We start from the raw sequence: 13,067 nt of genomic DNA, 5'->3' as shown, positions 1-13,067 counted from the left end.
CACAAATGCCTTGTTGCCGAAGGTTGTTGGTACTGCGGTTGCGCCACCTTCGCAGAGCGACGGAAGGTGCGGGGATGATGTTGTGAGGCGGGTTTGCGCCGTGGCCGTTTCCCGCCACGCGTGGACAGCGGGCGCAAGAGGGGCGGACGAGGGTGCTCGGAGCGATAGGCCTGGACGAGATGCAGGAGTCGGCGTACCGGACGCTGGTGGCGCTGGGCGCGGCCGAGGTCGCGGACCTGGCGCACCGGCTCGCGCTGCCCGAGCCCGACACGGAACGGGCGCTGCGGCGCCTGGAGCGCCAGGGCCTGGCCGCCCAGTCCTCGGCCCGGACCGGGCGGTGGGTGGCGGCCCCGCCCGGCGTCGCGCTCGGCGCCCTGCTCACCCGGCAGCGCCACGAGCTGGAGCAGGCGGAGCTGGCTGCCGCGCTGCTCGCCGAGGAGTACCGGAGGGAGGCCGCCGAGCCCGCCGTGCACGACCTGGTGGAGGTGGTGACCGGCGCGTCCGCCGTCGCCCACCGCTTCCACCAGCTCCAGCTCGGCGCGGCCGAGGAGGTGTGCGCGCTGGTCACCGGCAATCCGATCGCCGTGACCGGCATGGACAACGAGTCCGAGGAGCGGGCCGCGACCCGGGGCGTCGCCTACCGGGTGGTCATCGAGCGCGAGGTGCTCGCCCTGCCCGCCGGGATCGTCGAGGTCACGGCGGCGCTCGGCCGCGACGAGCAGGTCCGCACGGTCGAGCGGGTGCCCACCAAGCTGGTGGTGGCCGACCGCAGCCTGGCGATGGTGCCGCTGACCGGCCGGGACGCGGAGCCCGCCGCCCTGGTGGTGCACGCGAGCGGCCTCCTGGAGTCCCTGATGGGCCTCTTCGAGGCGGTGTGGCGGGACGCGCTGCCGCTGCGGCTCGCGGGCGCGGCGGTACGGGAGGAGTCGTCCGGCCCCGACGCCACGGACCTGGAGGTCCTGTCGCTGCTGCTGGCCGGGATGACCGACGCGAGCGTGGCCAAACAGCTCGACCTGGGGCTGCGGACCGTACAGCGCCGGGTGAAGGGGCTGATGGAGCTGACCGGCGTCACCACCCGGCTCCAGCTGGGGTGGCACGCGTACGAGCGCGGCTGGGTGGCCCGGTAGCGGGCGGACGGCAGGGGGGTGGAATCCGGCCCGGGGGGCCGGGCCCGGACCTGCGGAAACGTTCCGTTTGGCGCACGCTGGGCAGGTGGGCGTGTGGCTGCTCTTGGTGATGGGCCTGGTGATGCTCCTCGGGCTGCTCGGTGTGCTGGTCCCCGGGGTGCCCGGGCAGGCGATCGTCTGGGCCGCCGTGGCGTGGTGGGCCCTCAGCGACGCCACCGGCACGGCCTGGGCGGTCCTGGCCGGGGCGACGGGCCTGCTCCTGCTCGCCCAGGCCGTCAAGCTGGTGCTGCCGCCCCGGCGTCTGAAGACGGCCGGCGCGCCCCGGCGCTCCCTGCTGACCGGCGGCGTCGCGGCGATCGCCGGCTTCTTCCTGCTCCCGGTGGTCGGCGGGATCGTGGGCTTCCTGGGCGGGCTGTACGGGGCGGAGCGGATGCGGCTCGGCAGCCATGGGGCGGGCTGGTCGTCGGCCCGCACGGTGCTGCGATCCGGCGGGTACTCGGTCCTGGTCGAGCTGTTCGCGTGTCTGCTGGCGGTGGGCTTGTGGGCGGGCGTGGTGATCTGGGCCTGAGCCGGCGGGCCCGGGCCGGTGGGGACGTAGGTCGCGCGACCCGGGCGCACTGGTCCCCGGAGCCGATGACCTTCGGCGGGTCCGCGTGTGAGGCTGGGGCCATGAACGAATTCAGCGCGGCCGAGCGCGCGTACCTGAGGTCCCAGCGGCTGGGACGGCTGGCGACCGTCGACCCCAAGGGCCAGCCGCAGGCGAACCCGGTCGGGTTCTTCCCGCAGGACGACGGCACGATCCTGATCGGCGGCTACGCGCTCGGCACCACGAAGAAGTGGCGCAACCTGCTGGCTAATCCGCGGCTCGCGCTGGTCGTGGACGACGTGGTGAGCGTACGGCCCTGGCGGGTACGGGGCGTGGAGATCCGGGGCGAGGCCGAACTGCTGACCGGGCCGCACGAGTTGGGGCCGCACTTCAGCGAGGAGCTGATCCGGATCCGCCCGGAAAAGATCCACAGCTGGGGGCTTGACGAGGAGTGACGGCGGCCGGGGCCCGCCCCGGCGGAGGCCCTACGCCCGGCTCGCCGGATCGGAGCCGTCGTGGGCCGCCTCGGCGAGGCGGCGCAGCAGCGGGCCGAGCGCGACGACCGCTCCGGCCTCCTCGGCGCCGAGCGCGCCGAGGCGCCAGGCCAGCACCTCGGCCTCGGCGCGGGCGGCGTCCACCAGGGCGCGAGCGCCGCGTTCGGTGAGGACGATCCGGGCGGCCCGGCCGTCCGTGGGGTCGCTCTCGCGCAGCACGAGCCCGGTCGCCTCCAGGCCCGCGACGGCCGAGGTGGCGGTGGGCTGGGAGCACGGCACCCGGGCCGCGAGCTCACCGATGCGGGCGGGCCCGCTCTCGGCGAGCAGCGAGAGCACCACTGTCTGGGTGGGCTGGATCCCGTCGGCCGGGGCGGCCCGGCGCAGACTGCGCAGCAGCCGGTGGAGCGAGATCACCAGTTGCAGCGCCGCATCGTCATCGATGATCATCGCCCGTCCGCCGCCCCCCGCACCGAATTCAGGTCAGGCGAGTGTAATCCCCGGCGCGTACATGTCGAACCAGACGGCGAGGTCGAGGGCGTGCTCAAGACCGCTGCGGGAGGCCGGAGTGGTCTGCGGGGCCTCGCGCACGGCGGCCGACAGGCGTCCTGGGCCGACGAGTTGGAAGACGGGGTGGCCGGCGCGCGCCAGCAGGTCCAGGGGGACGCGGGCGAGACGGATCATGTACCGACGTTCCCAGACGGCGGCGGGGGCGCCCGTCGGCCGACGCCGTCCGCGGGCTACGCGGCGGCGCCGTGCGCGGCGGCCGCGCTCAGGTGCCGGTGGGCGTACGAGCGCCAGGGCCGCCAGAGTTCGCCGTCGCTGTCGCCGGAGCTGTCCGCGGGACGCGTCTCGGCGTCGAACCCCACGTCCGGTTCGCCGAGCGCCCGCACGCGGATCAGCGCCACGGTGTGGGCGTCGAGGCCGGGCAGGGTGCGCAGGACCCGTACCGCCTCCTCGCGGTCGGCGCCCGCGTCGAGGCGTAGCCTGCCGTCGGCGAGCGCGGCGGCGAGCTGCGCCAGGGCCGGATCCGGGTGCGAGGCGAGCGTGCCGGGCTCCGGGAAGAGGTGGGTGAGCGCGCCGCACGGCACGTCGAGCCGCTTCCCGTACTCCTCGGTCAGCTCCCCCGCGACGGCCCGCCCCACCAGCGCCCGTACCGCGTACTCGTCGGGGTCGGCGGCCCCCGGCGAGCGCACCCCGGGCCGGGCCTCGACCAGGGGGGCGAGCCGGGGGTCGGCCGCGAGCCGCTCGTCCACCGCGTAGGGATCGGCGTCCAGGTCGAAGAGGCGGCGCAGCCGCTGGACGGCGGTGGTGAGGTCGCGCAGGTCGGTGAGGTGGATACGGGCCTCCAGCCAGCCGCCCCGGCGCGGGCGCGCCTCGTCGACGGCCACGATGCCCGTGCCGTACGGCAGGCGCAGCGTGCGGCGGTAGGTGCGCGCACCCGGCTCGCCCGTCATCTCCTCGACCCCGGCGACGGCCTCCTCGGCGAGCAGATCGAAGACGGCGCGCGCCGCGTACGGGCCCCGGTGCGCGAGCCGCAGCGGGATCCCGGCCGCGAAGGCGGCCGAGCCCCGGCCGGTCTTCGTCCCGGACTCCCCGCGCAGGGCGCTGGGCGTACGGGCGTAGATCTGCCGGATGGTGTCGTTGAACTGCCGCACGCTGGCGAACCCGGCCGCGAAGGCGATGTCGGTGACCGGTAGCCCGGTGGTCTGGAGCAGCACCCGGGCCGTGTGGGCGCGCTGGGCACGGGCGAGGGCGACCGGGCCCGCGCCGAGCTCGGCGGTGAGCTGGCGCTGGACCTGCCGGGTGCTGTAGCCGAGGCGCACCGCGAGACCGGGGACGCCCTCCCGGTCCACCACGCCGTCGCCGATCAGCCGGACGGCCCGGCCCACGACGTCGGCGCGCACGTTCCACTCCGCCGAGCCGGGCACCGCGTCGGGGCGGCAGCGGCGGCAGGCACGGAAGCCGTGGCCCTGGGCGGCCGCCGCCGTCGGGAAGAAGCGGACGTTCTTGCGCTTGGGCGTCACGGCCGGGCAGCTGGGGCGGCAGTAGATGCCGGTGGTCGACACGGCGAAGAAGAACTCGCCGTCGAAGCGGGCGTCACGGCTGCTGACGGCTTCGTACCGGGTCTCGTCGGTCTCTTCGTACGTGGTCACACGTCCAGTGTGCGCGAGGCCGGGCAGTTCGACTCGCGGGATTCGGACACGACGCTCGGAGCGCCGTGCCCGGATCCCCGGGGGCTGTCAGCGGGTGCCGCTCCGCTTGGCCGCGTAGTTCGCCCGGCCTTCGGCCGACTTGATGCGCCAGTCGCGGCGGATCTCGTTGCGCAGGCGCGCGTCGGTCTTGGCGACGATCCGCCGGTTCTCGCGGATCAGCTTGCGGTAGCTCTCCAGGCGCCGCTCGGCCAGCGAGCCGTCCTCGATCGCCGCGATCACCGCGCACCCCGGCTCCGCCTCGTGGGCGCAGTCGTGGAAGCGGCACTGCCCGGACAGCTCCTCGATCTCCGCGAAGACCTGCCCGACACCGCTCTCGGCGTCCCACAGGCCGACCCCGCGCAGCCCCGGAGTGTCGATGAGGACGCCACCGCCGGGCAGGACGAGCAGATTGCGGGTCGTGGTGGTGTGCCGGCCCTTGCCGTCGACGTCCCGGATGGCCTGCACCTCCATCACGTCCGCGCCGAGCAGCGCGTTGGCCAGCGTCGACTTGCCCGCGCCGGACTGGCCGAGCAGCACGCTGGTGCCGCCCGACACGATCGCGCGCAGCACCTCGACGCCATCGCCGGTCGCCGAGCTGACGGACAGGACCTGGACGCCGGGCGCGGCGGTCTCCACGTCCTGGACGAGGTAGGACAGCCCGACCGGGTCGGGCACCAGGTCGGCCTTGGTGAGGACGACGAGCGGCTGTGCGCCCGACTCCCACGCCAGGGCCAGGAACCGCTCGATCCGCCCGAGGTCCAGCTCGACGGCGAGCGAGACCGCGATGATCGCGTGGTCCACGTTGGCCGCGAGGATCTGCCCCTCGGACCGGTTGGAGGAGGTGTTGCGTACGAAGGCGGTGCGGCGCGGCAGATACGCGCGGACGAACCGGGGGTCGCCGACGGGTTCGACGGCGGCCCAGTCACCGGTGCAGACGACCCGCATCGGGTCGTGCGGGGTGACGAAGGCGGTGTCGGCGCGCAGCAGACCGTCGGCGGTGACGATGTCGCACTGGCCCCGGTCGACGCGGACGACCCGGCCGGGCAGCAGGCCCTGGTCGGCGTAGGGCGCGAAGTCGGCGGCCCAGGCGTCGTCCCAGCCGTAGGGAGACAGGGCGTGCGAGGTGGAGGACTGGTGCGAGGACGACTGCTGCGAAGCAGAAGAGGAAGACAAGGGGTGACCCTTCACAAGGGCGGCCCCGGCGGTGCGTTGGGTTCAGCCGGTGGCCACGGGAGTGGAATTGATGCACTTCTGGATGAGGGCAGCGCCCATCGCAATGACAGCCATCGCTCACACCTCCCGGATCGGTCTCACGGCTGGAGTACGCCGGCCAACGGCCGCCGTACGGAACGCAGTCACCATAACGCCGGGCTCCGAGCCCGGCCAACTGATTTATCCGCGTCCCCTCACCAGTGACGTGCGGCGGCCAGCAGGTGGTCGCGTACGCGGGTGACTTGGAGGTTGTCGGGGGTGCCGGGGCGCTGGACGAGGTACGCGGTGTTGATCGGCGGGTCCTCGGGTTCGAGGAGGGCGACCAGGCGGCCCGCGTCGAGGTCGGCGCGGCACAGGTAGCGGGGCAGCACGGTGAAGCCCGCGCCCGCCGTCACGGCGGCCAGGACCCCGCGCAGGTCGGGGACGGTGAGCGCGGCCTCACCGGTGAGGCGGCGGCCGAAGACGTGGCGCCAGTAGCGGCGGGCGATCGGCAGGTCCTCGGCGTACGTCACCAGCGGCACGCCGGTCAGCGCGGCCGGGCCGTCCGCGGCGACGTGCCCGGCGCCGATCCGCCGCGCCCACTGCGGCGCGGCGACGAGCACGAACTCCTCGTCGCCCAGCGGTACGGCGGTCAGGGTGCGGCCGCGCGGCCGCACGGTCGAGACCACCAGGTCGTGGCGGCCCGCGCGCAGACCGTCGAGCAGTTCGTCGGAGAGGCCGGTGACGACGTGCAGCCGCACCCCGTCCGCGACCAGCGGCGCGAGCGCGGGCAGCGCGGTGACACAGAGGAACTCGGCCGGTCCGGCCAGGTGTACGGGCTGCGCGGGCGCGCCGTCGCCGGGGCCCCGGTCGGCGACGAGGGCGAGCGCGTCGAGCGGGGCGGCGACCCGTGCGGCGAGGTCGTCGGCGTACGGCGTCGGCGCCACCCCGCGCGGCAGCCGCTCGAACAGCTCGCGCCCGAGCTGCCGTTCCAGGGAGCGGATCTGGGTGGTGACGGTCGGCTGGGACAGGCTCAGCAGCCGGGCGGCGGCGGTGAAGCTGCCGGTGCGGTGGACGGCGAGGAAGGTGCGCAGGTGGGTGAGGTCGAGGGGGGCGTGGGGGCGGACGGGGCGGCCCGCCGCAGCCGTCGGGCCGTCCTGCGGGCGCCGCACCGGCCGGGCCGCGCCATGCGTATTTCTATCGGTCACCCGTCAAGTATCGAGCCGACTTATGGATCGGGCGGCCCCGTGCACACAGCTCGGCTCAGCGGGGGACGGACTCCGGAGCGGGCGCCAGGAAGACGTACCAGACCGTCCCCGTCCGGGGCGTGACCACCTTGTGGGCGGCCCACGAGCGGGCGTACGCGGGCGGGCTCGACGCCTCCTGGACCAGGGCCAGCGGGGTGCGCCGCGCCGCCGCCACGATGCCCGGCACCGTCTGGGTGCGGTTCGCGCGGTCGCTGGCCTGCGAGGAGCAGCCGCCGTAGAAGGCCTGCGGCTGGGACTCGTCGCCGACGATGGTGCAGGGCGGGCGGATGCCGTACTCCGCGAGCCGGGCCACCAGCCACTGGTCGTCGGAGCGCAGCGCCTGCTGGCGTGCCGTGCGCCGGTCCATGATCCCGTACTGGCCCCAGAGCTGGAGCCCCAGGCACACCGCGACGGCGGCCACCACCACCGGCCGCCACCGCCCCTTCGCCGCCTCCACCGCCCCGGCCGCACACTCCGCGACGACCAGCGCGAGCAGCGCGTACGCGGGGATCAGGAAGCGCGGCGCCGCATAGCCGATGCCGAAGAGGTAGGGCACGCCGAGCACCGCCGCGCACCACACCGCGAGCAGCGCCGTACGCGCCCGCCTCGCCCGGGCCGCGCACAGCACGCCGAGGGCGGTCAGCACGGGAAGGGCCAGCCACCACACCGCGCTCAGATGCGGGTTGGGCCAGCCGGAGGTGCAGGGGCGGCACAGCAGCGGGCCGTTGAGGGTCATCAGGTTCATGCCGAGCGCGTTGTGCAGGCTCAGCCCGCCCTGCGCCTCGCCCGCGCCGTGCACCCGCTCCATCAGGCCGCCGAAGCGCAGATACGCCTCGATCACCCAGGGCAGCACCCCGACGGCCAGTCCGCCGAGGACCGCGACGGCGAGGCGCCTCCGCCGCCAGGCCCGTACCGCGAGGACCGCCGCGAGCAGGGCCACCGCCAGATAGCCGCCGTCGTACGGCCGCACCAGCGCCGTGAACGCCACGCTCAGCCCCACCGCGAGCAGCGGGCCGCGCCGCCCGTCGCGGTCCCCGGCGGCGCGCAGGAACCAACCCGCCCCGGCGAGCGCCCCGTACGCCACGTACAGGTTGGGCATGACCTCGCCCGCGTAGAACTGCACCACCCACAGCCCGGCGAAGAGCACGGCGGCGAGCAGCACGACCCTGCGGCCCACCAGGGTCAGCCAGGGACGGAAGGCGAGCGTGAGCCCGGCCGCCGCGAGCAGCAGCATCCAGGTGCGCAGCACCGGCACCGAGCCCGTCAGCTGGGCGGCGGGCGCGGCGAGCCAGCTGATGCCACGGGCCCGGGGCTCGCTGAAGAAGGCGTCGGGGACGCGGGGGTCGACCTGGCTGACGTACACGGTCTCGTCCCAGCCGAGCGGCAGCCGCCAGGCGCCGGTGGCCAGCTGGACGGCGCCGCAGGCGAGCGCGAGGACGGCCCCGACCAGCGCCAACCGGACGGTGTCCCGGCGCAGGGGGCGCACGGCCTCTCGGCTCGGCACGGACCGGGTCGCTTGATCGGCGGCAGACATGCGCACACGTTACGCGGCCGGGCGGGGCCCGGCCGGGAGAGTGCGCCAACGGGTGGAGTGTGGAGCAGGGGAACGCGCGTGTCGTACGCGGGCAACGGCCTCTCAGGCCCGACGGCACGCGTGCGTGTCCGTTTCTTACAAGACCCGCGGTCCGGCCCCGCCTACGTTGAAGCCATGAACGCACGATTCGACTCCATCGGCCTGGTCGTCTCCGACATGGCCGCCTCGCTCGCCTTCTACCGCCGTCTGGGCCTGGACATCCCGGCCGAGGCCGACACCGAGCCGCACGTGGAGCACACGCTCCCGGGCGGCACCCGGATCCTGTGGGACACCGAGGAGGTGCTGCGCTCCTTCGACCCGGACTGGACCCGCCCGCAGGGCGGCGGCCGCGCCGACCTGGCCTTCGTCTGCGACGGGCCGGACGAGGTGGACCGGATGTACGAGGAGCTGGTGGCGGCCGGGTACGCCGGTCACCTCAAGCCCTTCGACGCCTTCTGGGGGCAGCGTTACGCGACGCTCCACGACCCGGACGGGGTGGGCGTCTCGCTCTTCGCCGCCTCCGCGTAGGCGGTGAGCGTGGTCCCGGCCAGGTCGCGCATCTCGCGGGCGAGGTGTGCCTGGTCGGTGCACCCGGCGGCGAGCGCCGCCCGCGCGTACGGCACGCCCGCAAGGACGAGATCGAGCGCCCGCTGGAGGCGCAGGACGCGCGCGAGGGTCTTGGGGCCGTAGCCGAAGGCGTCCAGGGAGCGGCGGTGCAGCTGGCGGGCGCCGAGCCCGACCGCCTCGGCCGTCGCGGCGACCGGGGCGCCCGCCGCGAGCCGCTCGGCCACCGCCCGCATCAGCGGGTCCGGCTCCCCGGCCCTGTCCAGCGCCACGGCCTCCAGGGCGCCGGCCGGGTCCGGTGCCTCCGCGATCCGCTCGGCGAGGCGGCGCACCACGCCTCCCGGCCAGAGCGCGGCGAGGTCCACACGCCGGTCGCGCAGTTCGTGCGCCGGTACGCCGAGGGCCGCCGGGCCGGCGCCCGGCGCGAACCGCACGCCCGCGAACCGGACCCCGGCGGCCGCCTCCGGTACGTACGCGCGCGTGTCGGGACCGGCGACGAACAGTCTCCCGTCGCGCCACAGCAGGTCCATGCAGCCGTCCGGCAGGACGGGGCGGACGGCGCCCGGCCCCACCGTGCGCGCCCAGACCACCGCGCCGGCCAGCCGCGAGGCACGCTCTCGGTACATGTCTTCGAGGCTAACCCGGACAGCGGCGGGGCCGCTCCGCCACAATGGCCGCCCGGTCCGGCACGGCTGCGAGGGAGCGGCGATGGGTGCGCTGCTGGAGTTCCAGACGGACGACGGTGCGCAGGTCGTGGTGGAGGTCGAACGGCATGCCTCCGGCGCCAGGTCGGTACGCCGGGGCGACAACTCCGTCTCCGAGGCGGCCCGTACGTGCGACAGCGCGCTTGAGGGCATCGGGGCGGCCGCCGAGTCCGCACTGCATCGAGCCGCCGCTCGGCGGTGTGTCACCGGTCGTCGTCATGGACCGGCTGCGCCGCAGGAAACGAGCGCGCTCGTCGTCGGGCGCATGCCCGGTGCCGCGGCGGCCGCCGCCCGGCTCGGCGTCCCGTACGTCGGGATCGCCGACGGGGCAGGCTCGGCGGCGGACCCGAGGGCGGCCGGGGCGACGCCGGTGACCACGTCGCTCGGCGCGATCACCGACGCGCTGCAGAACGACTAGGGCCTGTCCTTGCCGTGCGGGTCCCGCGTCCCGTGCAGTCGGGACTTCACGTCGTCCGGGGGCAGGAAGCGCGACCACCGCTCCGGGTACTCCGACGGCATCCCGGGGTCGGCGGGGTCGGGGTCGTCCGGGTCGGGCTGGTAGGCGGCCCGGGCCTGGGCGGCGCGGGCCACGATCTCGGCGGCCTGGGCCGCCTTGACCCGCTCGTTGGCGGCGCGGGCGGCGGCCGTGGCGACCGACGGCCAGACCCGGTCGATCGCCGCGTTGACGGCCGCGCCCACCAGGACCGCGAAGGCCGAGACCCCGATCCACAGCAGCACGGCGACGGGCGCGGCCAGCGAGCCGTAGATCGTGGGGCCCTCGACCGTGTTGGTGAGGTAGATCCGCAGCAGGAACGATCCGAGCACCCACATGGCGAGGGCCACCAGCGCGCCCGGCACGTCCTCGATCCACGGGGAGCGGACCGGCACCGAGACGTGGAAGAGGGTGGTCAGAAATGCCACCGAAAGGAGGATCATCACGGGCCAGTACAGAACGCTGATCAGGTCCGTTCCCCATGGGATCAGCTCGACCACCCGGTCCGGGCCCACCACCGCGAGCGGCAGCACCACCGCGCCGATCAGCAGGGCCACGATGTAGAGCAGCAGTGAGAGCATCCGGGTGCGCACGATGCCCCGGTGGCCGTCGAGCCCGTACATCACGGTGATGGTGTCGATGAAGACGTTGACGGCCCGGGAGCCCGACCAGAGCGCGAAGGCGAAGCCGATGGAGACGATTTCCGGCCGTTTCCCCTTGGTGACGTCCGCCAGGAGCGGCTCGGCGAAATCGTGGACGCCCCGGTCGGAGAGGACCGACTGGGCGGCGGTGAGGATGTTCTTGTTGATGCTGGCGACGGTGTGCGTGTTGGTCCAGCCGTCCACGTAGCCGAGCAGCGCGACCAGGCTGAGCAGCAGCGGAGGCAGCGAGAGCAGGGTGAAGAAGGCCGCTTCGGCCGCGAGCCCGAGGATGCGGTACTCGATGCACGAGTTGACGGTGTCCTTCAGGAGCAGCCAGGCCGTCTTCCGCTTCGATACGTTGCGGTAGAGGACGCGGGCCCGGTGGAGTCTGCTGGGGGCCCGGTGGAGTCGGCCCCATGGCCGCTCGGGTGTTTCATTTGCTGGCTGCACCTCCTTACCGTATCGGCATGGCAGCCACCACCCACACAGTGACCAACCAGGCTCCGCCCCTGGTGGGATACGACGTATTCTCGTCCGACCGCGCTCTTGCCGAGGGGGTGGAACGGCATCTGGCGCCCGATCTCGTCGAGGAGGCGCGGGACGAGCTCAGCGCCCTCGGGCGCACCGCCGGTTCCGCCCAGGCGCAGGAGTGGGGCGTGCTGGCGAACGAGAACCCGCCCAAGCTCCGCACCCACGACCGCTACGGCAACCGCATCGACGAGGTCGACTTCCACCCGAGCTGGCACCGACTGCTCGGCCACGCCGTCGGGGCGGGGCTCACGGACGCCTGGGGACGGCCGGGCGGCCATGTGCGGCGCGCCGCCGGGTTCCTGGTGTGGACGCAGGCCGAGGCGGGCCACGGGTGCCCGCTGTCGATGACGCACGCGGCCGTGCCCGCGCTGCGGACCGATCCGGCGCTGGCCGCCGAGTGGGAGCCCCGGCTCACCTCGCATGTGTACGAGGAGGGGCTTCGGCCGGCCGCCGGGAAGGCCGGGGTGCTCTTCGGGATGGGCATGACGGAGAAGCAGGGCGGCAGTGACGTCCGGGCCAACACCACCCAGGCGAGGCCGCTCGGGGACGGCGGTGAATATCTGCTGACCGGGCACAAGTGGTTCTGCTCGGCGCCGATGTGCGACGGGTTCCTGGTGCTCGCGCAGGCGCCGGGCGGGCTGACCTGCTTCCTGGTGCCCCGGGTCCTGGAGGACGAGACCCGTAACACGTTCCGGATCCAGCGGCTCAAGGACAAGCTGGGCAACAAGTCGAACGCGTCCAGCGAGGTCGAGTTCGACGAGACGTGGGCGCGCCGGGTCGGGGAGGAGGGGCGCGGGGTGCGCACCATCATCGAGATGGTGGCGGCGACCCGGCTCGACTGCGTGGTCGGCTCGGCGGCGCTGATGCGGCAGGGCGTGGCGCAGGCGATCCACCACGCGGCGTACCGCAGCGCGTTCGGCGGGGTGCTGATCGAGAAGCCGCTGATGAAGAACGTGCTGGCGGATCTGGCCCTGGAGTCGGAGGCGGCGACCACGCTGGCGCTGCGGCTCGCGGCGGCCAACGACTCCGGCAGCGAGGAGGAGCGGGCGCTGCTGCGGCTCGCGGTGCCGGCCGCCAAGTACTGGGTGACCAAGCGCTGTACGCCGGTCGTCGCCGAGGCCCTCGAATGTCTGGGCGGCAACGGGTACGTGGAGGAGTCCGGGCTGCCCCGGCTGTTGCGCGAGTCACCGCTGAACTCGATCTGGGAGGGCTCGGGCAACGTCCAGGCGCTGGACGTACTGCGGGCGCTGCAACGCGAGCCGCACGCCCTGGACGCTTTCCTCCAGGAGGTCGGCCGCGCGCGAGGCGCGGACCACCGCCTGGACGGGGCGATCAAGAACCTGCTGACGGAGCTGGCCGACCTGGACGGCATCGAGGCCCGGGCGCGCCGGCTGGTGGAGCGGATGGCGCTGGTGCTCCAGGGGGCGCTGCTGGTGCGCTGGGCGCCGTCGGAGGTCGCGGACGCGTTCTGCGCGTCCCGGCTCGGCGGCGACTGGGGCACGGCCTTCGGGACGCTGCCGCACACGCTCGACCTGGGCACGGTCGTGGAGCGAGCGCGGGCTCAGGTCTGAGCCGGGCGGTTGCGGCCTGTACGTCCGGACGGTCGTGGCCTGTACGTCCGGACGGTCGTGGCCTGTACGTCCGGACGGTCGTGGCCTGTACGTCCGGACGGTCGTGGCCTGTACGTCCGGACAGTTCTGGTCGGTGCGTCCGAGTCGGCTACG

The 13,067-nt window shown here is 74.4% G+C and carries 14 protein-coding genes; 6 read left to right on the top strand and 8 right to left on the bottom strand.

Going from position 1 to position 13,067, the window contains the following annotated elements:
* Positions 1–152: 152 nt before the first annotated feature.
* The 3 genes from ACZ499_RS06685 to ACZ499_RS06675 all read left to right on the top strand — a co-directional run bounded on the left by ACZ499_RS06685 (position 153) and on the right by ACZ499_RS06675 (position 2,168).
* The gene (locus ACZ499_RS06685) at positions 153–1,127 is read left to right on the top strand and encodes a helix-turn-helix domain-containing protein (protein WP_468672977.1); all 975 of its coding nucleotides are present in this window, start codon (positions 153–155) and stop codon (positions 1,125–1,127) included.
* A gap of 85 nt (positions 1,128–1,212) precedes the next feature.
* Positions 1,213–1,695, top strand: a complete 483-nt coding sequence (locus tag ACZ499_RS06680; protein ID WP_468672975.1) for a DUF456 domain-containing protein — start codon at positions 1,213–1,215, stop codon at positions 1,693–1,695.
* Between the two features lie 101 nt (positions 1,696–1,796).
* A complete protein-coding gene (locus tag ACZ499_RS06675) occupies positions 1,797–2,168 on the top strand; it encodes a PPOX class F420-dependent oxidoreductase (protein WP_468672973.1) in 372 nt (123 codons plus the stop codon).
* A 30-nt stretch (positions 2,169–2,198) separates the two neighbouring features.
* On the opposite strand, the gene ACZ499_RS06670 is transcribed toward ACZ499_RS06675, so the two are convergent.
* The 6 genes from ACZ499_RS06670 to ACZ499_RS06645 form a co-directional block, all read right to left on the bottom strand.
* Positions 2,199–2,654, bottom strand: coding sequence for a MarR family winged helix-turn-helix transcriptional regulator (locus ACZ499_RS06670; RefSeq protein ID WP_468672971.1), 456 nt, complete (start codon positions 2,652–2,654; stop codon positions 2,199–2,201).
* A gap of 33 nt (positions 2,655–2,687) precedes the next feature.
* Positions 2,688–2,888: a hypothetical protein gene (locus tag ACZ499_RS06665; RefSeq protein ID WP_468672969.1), complete on the bottom strand. Its 201-nt coding sequence runs from the start codon at positions 2,886–2,888 to the stop codon at positions 2,688–2,690.
* Between the two features lie 56 nt (positions 2,889–2,944).
* Positions 2,945–4,360 (bottom strand): DNA-3-methyladenine glycosylase 2 family protein, encoded by a 1,416-nt coding sequence (locus ACZ499_RS06660; protein WP_468672967.1) that lies wholly within the window; start codon positions 4,358–4,360, stop codon positions 2,945–2,947.
* Between the two features lie 87 nt (positions 4,361–4,447).
* Entirely contained in the window at positions 4,448–5,572 is a 1,125-nt protein-coding gene (gene rsgA, locus ACZ499_RS06655) for a ribosome small subunit-dependent GTPase A (protein WP_468672965.1), read from the bottom strand.
* Positions 5,573–5,805: 233 nt separating this feature from the next.
* The gene (locus tag ACZ499_RS06650) at positions 5,806–6,762 is read right to left on the bottom strand and encodes a LysR family transcriptional regulator (protein WP_468673318.1); all 957 of its coding nucleotides are present in this window, start codon (positions 6,760–6,762) and stop codon (positions 5,806–5,808) included.
* A gap of 91 nt (positions 6,763–6,853) precedes the next feature.
* Complete coding sequence (locus tag ACZ499_RS06645; protein WP_468672962.1) at positions 6,854–8,371, bottom strand: hypothetical protein; 1,518 nt, start codon at positions 8,369–8,371, stop codon at positions 6,854–6,856.
* 174 nt (positions 8,372–8,545) lie between these two features.
* On the opposite strand from ACZ499_RS06645, the gene ACZ499_RS06640 reads away from it, so the two are divergent.
* Positions 8,546–8,938, top strand: coding sequence for a VOC family protein (locus ACZ499_RS06640; RefSeq protein WP_468407651.1), 393 nt, complete (start codon positions 8,546–8,548; stop codon positions 8,936–8,938).
* Here the strand turns inward: ACZ499_RS06640 and ACZ499_RS06635 are convergent.
* The gene (locus ACZ499_RS06635) at positions 8,878–9,600 is read right to left on the bottom strand and encodes a DUF6597 domain-containing transcriptional factor (protein WP_468672960.1); all 723 of its coding nucleotides are present in this window, start codon (positions 9,598–9,600) and stop codon (positions 8,878–8,880) included. The two genes, ACZ499_RS06640 and ACZ499_RS06635, sit on opposite strands and share 61 nt — an antisense overlap.
* A gap of 82 nt (positions 9,601–9,682) precedes the next feature.
* Here ACZ499_RS06635 and ACZ499_RS06630 point away from each other — a divergent pair, with 82 nt between their 5' ends.
* Positions 9,683–10,096, top strand: a complete 414-nt coding sequence (locus tag ACZ499_RS06630) for a hypothetical protein (RefSeq protein ID WP_468672958.1) — start codon at positions 9,683–9,685, stop codon at positions 10,094–10,096.
* On the opposite strand, the gene ACZ499_RS06625 is transcribed toward ACZ499_RS06630, so the two are convergent.
* A complete protein-coding gene (locus tag ACZ499_RS06625) occupies positions 10,093–11,262 on the bottom strand; it encodes a YihY/virulence factor BrkB family protein (RefSeq protein ID WP_468672956.1) in 1,170 nt (389 codons plus the stop codon). The two genes, ACZ499_RS06630 and ACZ499_RS06625, sit on opposite strands and share 4 nt — an antisense overlap.
* Before the next feature lie 17 nt (positions 11,263–11,279).
* Here ACZ499_RS06625 and ACZ499_RS06620 point away from each other — a divergent pair, with 17 nt between their 5' ends.
* Positions 11,280–12,914, top strand: coding sequence for an acyl-CoA dehydrogenase family protein (locus tag ACZ499_RS06620; RefSeq protein WP_468407658.1), 1,635 nt, complete (start codon positions 11,280–11,282; stop codon positions 12,912–12,914).
* Positions 12,915–13,067 lie beyond the last annotated feature (153 nt).

The organism is Streptomyces sp. NPDC031265 (assembly GCF_055570295.1).
This window is presented reverse-complemented; position numbering and strand designations above follow the sequence as displayed.

What these genes read in the sequence shown, in the direction of transcription:
- ACZ499_RS06675 (WP_468672973.1), top strand. Translation starts at nt 1,797, where the DNA reads ATGAACGAATTCAGCGCGGCCGAGCGCGCGTACCTGAGGTCCCAGCGG.
- ACZ499_RS06670 (WP_468672971.1), bottom strand. Translation starts at nt 2,654, where the DNA reads ATGATCATCGATGACGATGCGGCGCTGCAACTGGTGATCTCGCTCCAC.
- ACZ499_RS06665 (WP_468672969.1), bottom strand. Translation starts at nt 2,888, where the DNA reads ATGATCCGTCTCGCCCGCGTCCCCCTGGACCTGCTGGCGCGCGCCGGC.
- ACZ499_RS06645 (WP_468672962.1), bottom strand. Translation starts at nt 8,371, where the DNA reads ATGTCTGCCGCCGATCAAGCGACCCGGTCCGTGCCGAGCCGAGAGGCC.
- ACZ499_RS06640 (WP_468407651.1), top strand. Translation starts at nt 8,546, where the DNA reads ATGAACGCACGATTCGACTCCATCGGCCTGGTCGTCTCCGACATGGCC.
- ACZ499_RS06635 (WP_468672960.1), bottom strand. Translation starts at nt 9,600, where the DNA reads ATGTACCGAGAGCGTGCCTCGCGGCTGGCCGGCGCGGTGGTCTGGGCG.
- ACZ499_RS06630 (WP_468672958.1), top strand. Translation starts at nt 9,683, where the DNA reads ATGGGTGCGCTGCTGGAGTTCCAGACGGACGACGGTGCGCAGGTCGTG.
- ACZ499_RS06620 (WP_468407658.1), top strand. Translation starts at nt 11,280, where the DNA reads ATGGCAGCCACCACCCACACAGTGACCAACCAGGCTCCGCCCCTGGTG.